General features: G+C 45.2%; 4 protein-coding genes. 3 read left to right on the top strand and 1 reads right to left on the bottom strand.

The annotated features are described in order from the left end of the window. From QUB51_RS30135 to rppA, 3 genes are all read left to right on the top strand, one after another. The coding region (locus tag QUB51_RS30135) for a hypothetical protein (protein WP_333240950.1) at positions 1 to 342 on the top strand (342 nt) is incomplete at its 5' end. A 183-nt stretch (positions 343 to 525) separates the two neighbouring features. Then, entirely contained in the window at positions 526 to 1,176 is a 651-nt protein-coding gene (locus tag QUB51_RS30140; protein ID WP_333053124.1) for a glutathione S-transferase family protein, read from the top strand. A gap of 45 nt (positions 1,177 to 1,221) precedes the next feature. Beyond that, a complete protein-coding gene (gene rppA, locus QUB51_RS30145) occupies positions 1,222 to 1,908 on the top strand; it encodes a two-component system response regulator RppA (protein ID WP_333053126.1) in 687 nt (228 codons plus the stop codon). Positions 1,909 to 2,095: 187 nt separating this feature from the next. Here the strand turns inward: rppA and QUB51_RS30150 are convergent, their stop codons facing one another. After that, positions 2,096 to 2,932, bottom strand: a complete 837-nt coding sequence (locus tag QUB51_RS30150) for a metallophosphoesterase (protein ID WP_333260187.1) — start codon at positions 2,930 to 2,932, stop codon at positions 2,096 to 2,098. Positions 2,933 to 3,304: the final 372 nt, after the last annotated feature.

Here is a 3,304-nt window from a genome sequence, read left to right on the forward strand (position 1 = left end):
GTCCCGCCCGTCCGTTTTGGACGGGCGGGACGCCCATCCCACTTTCAAGAGTGGAAGTTATTTAATTCTCATTCCTTAATAAGTACAGCTTCCTGTACTTACCGCAAGATGGTTCTGTCCTCAAGCTTCCGACTCATTGCAGAGTCTTGTTCCCGTGTGCCCCACGGTACAATTCAAAACCCAAAATACTGGTTTCTAGGCGTACTTGTTGCTCGAAGTTTTTACCCGCGCCAGCTTTTCTGCGCTCAAGCCCATAACTTCAGTTTTCAAGGTGCGTTGCCTTCAGGCGACTGGGTTTTTAATGTGGTTGAATACCCTAGCCACATTACAATATTATCATGACCAAGAATAAAAAGTCGTCCTAGAAGGACGGGGCTTTAGACCCAATTTTTTGGTAAAATGCTTGCAGAGGCTGGTGCAGAAAACGGGCCGATCGCCCGATCGCCATTGTGTCTCACGGCTTTGTATATTCAACTCTAAAACTTAAAATTGCACGGACGATCGGAAATAGCTGACAGCTACATTATGACCAAATTGACTCTGGTAATCGGCAACAAAAATTATTCCTCTTGGTCGCTGCGCGCTTGGCTGGCGATGAAACAAGCTGGACTGGAATTTGCCGAGGTGAGAATCCCCTTAGACTGGCCGACAACCCATGAGGAAATTCGGCGCTATTCTCCTTCGGGAAAAGTGCCAGTTTTAATCGACGGCGACTTGAAAGTGTGGGAATCTTTAGCAATTTGCGAATACGTTGCAGAACGCTTTGCAAATGATTTGTGGCCGACAGATGTAGCCCAACGGGCGATCGCCCGTTCCATCTGCGCCGAAATGCACGCGGGTTTCCAAAATTTGCGCGACAATATGCCGATGGACTGCCGCAACCGCTATCCGGGAGAAGGGAGGACTCCCGGTGTAGAAGCAGAGATCGATCGCATCTTTGCCATTTGGCGCGAATGCCGTCAAAAATTCGGAACAGGTGGCAATATGCTATTCGGAAAATTCACAATTGTTGACGCTATGTTTGCCCCCGTTGTGATGCGTTTTGTCACCTACGGAGTCAAATTAGATTCAGTAACAAAAGCTTATGCGGATGCGATTTTGGCCTTGCCTGCCATCCAGGAATGGGTAGCAGCAGCTTACAGCGAAACGGAAAGTATTCCACACATGAAAATCTAGGAAAAATCAGTTTACTTAAACTCAAATCTCAAATTTGAAATCAGGATGCGGATTCTTTTAGTTGATGATGAAGTTGAGTTGACTGACCCTTTGAGTCGAGTTTTAACGCGCGAAGGTTATACAGTTGATGTGGCATTTGACGGGGCAAGTGGCATCAATTTAGCAATGCAGGGCAATTACGATTTGCTAATTTTGGATTGGATGCTACCGAGACAAACCGGACTGGCAATTTGCCAGAAATTGCGATCGCAAGGACGGAATACGCCAGTGCTATTTCTCACCGCCAAAGATACCGTAGACGATCGCGTACAAGGACTCGACGCCGGTGCAGACGACTATTTAGTCAAACCTTTTGAACTGCGAGAATTGCTAGCCAGAGTCCGCGCCTTGCTGCGGCGGCCTCCTACTTTTGATGCCGAGGTTGCTGTCGGGCGGCTGCAAGTTGCAGATTTACAGCTAGACTACGACAATCAATTAGCTTATCGGGGCGATCGTACAATTGACTTATCAGAAAAAGAATGTCAGTTATTAGAATACTTAATGCGCCATACCGGTCAATTGCTAACACACGAACAAATCCACCAGTATTTGTGGAGTGAAACAGAAAAACCCAGCAGCAATGTATTAGCCGCTCAAATTCGCCTCCTGCGCCGCAAAATAGAAGCCCCGGGCGAATCTGTCCTAATTCACACAGTCTATGGCAGAGGCTATCGCTTTGGAGAAGCCAATTAAAAATCATAGAAATTGTACAAAAATCATTTTTACTTCTTCCCTCTTCCCTCTTCCCTCGGACTGACATCCATTACATCCGTTACATCCGTTACATCCGTTACATCCGTTACATAATCCGTTGCCGAACTTCCTTTTTCCTGGGGCTATATTATCTATTATCGGGAAAGTGTGCACCCTAAACCAGCCTTTACGTATCTTGACAAACCAAAGTAATTACTGTCACCTCCGGGGGACAAAATAGTCTTCCCGGCGCATAAGTTCCCAAACCGCGATTCACGTACAGCAAATTACTCCCAACCCGATGCAAACCGCTAGCCCATTCCCAGTGAGTAACTACTCGATCGCAAGCCGACAGAAAAGGAATGAACTTTCGGATTCGTTTAGGAATAAAATAGCCAATTTTTCTGACCCAAGCGTACAAAGGGCCGATACCAGGAATAACGATTTGACCGCCGTGAGTGTGCCCAGAAAACTGCAAATCAATCCGCCAATTTTGCAGATTTTCAGCAGTATCAGGATTGTGAGACAAGACAATCCGAGGAATTGCGGGATTTATGGATGCCATTACAGGTTTAGGCGCAAAATCCCCCGACCAAAAATCAGCCAACCCAACTAAAGCCAATTCAGACCCCAAAGGATAGATTGCTTCGTTGTACAAAACCCGAATCCCGACGCTATTTAAAGCATTAGCAACCTCTCTCTTGGCCCCCGGCCAATAGTGGTCGTGATTGCCCAAAACCGCGTAAATTCCCACCCGACTTTGCAACTTTTTCAATCGCTGCACTAAGTCGTAAATAGGTGCGGGATCGTAGGTAATAAAGTCACCGGTTAAAAAAATCATGTCTGGTTCAGCTTGATTGGCCGCAGCAATCGCCTTTTCTAGCAACCATTCCGACAGTCGCACCCCGTCATAGTGAAAGTCAGTAAGCTGTACAATTTTAGTACCAGATAGATTTACTGGAAGATTGGCTATCGGTATTGTTAAATGCTCTACTCGCAGTTTCCCAGTTAATAACCTGTGCATAAATCTAAAGTTTATTGATGACAGAGCGCCACCTCTAGCTTAGCAAATAAACAAGCAAGACTGCCAAACTAGATATTCTTCCCTTTTCCTTATATTCTCTGACTAATTACTACATTCAGGGACGCAAAAAGTCGGATTTACTCAAGAAAATTGAAAAAGAAATGCCCAATCTTCAGTTAGGCTTTATTGCAAAATTGTTTGGGTTTTACGCCCCCAACTAATACAGCATTTTTATAAAAAAATGACAAGCGAAATCCCCATCGCATCGGCTTACCACGCGGGGATTGCCCCTACCAAACACTATCTCATCACTAATGATTTATTACTAAGGATCGCGAATTAAATAACTTACAATTTTAATTGTTATTGTGG

This window comes from Microcoleus sp. AT8-A3, assembly GCF_036705675.1.
Classification (GTDB): Bacteria; Cyanobacteriota; Cyanobacteriia; order Cyanobacteriales; family Microcoleaceae; genus Microcoleus.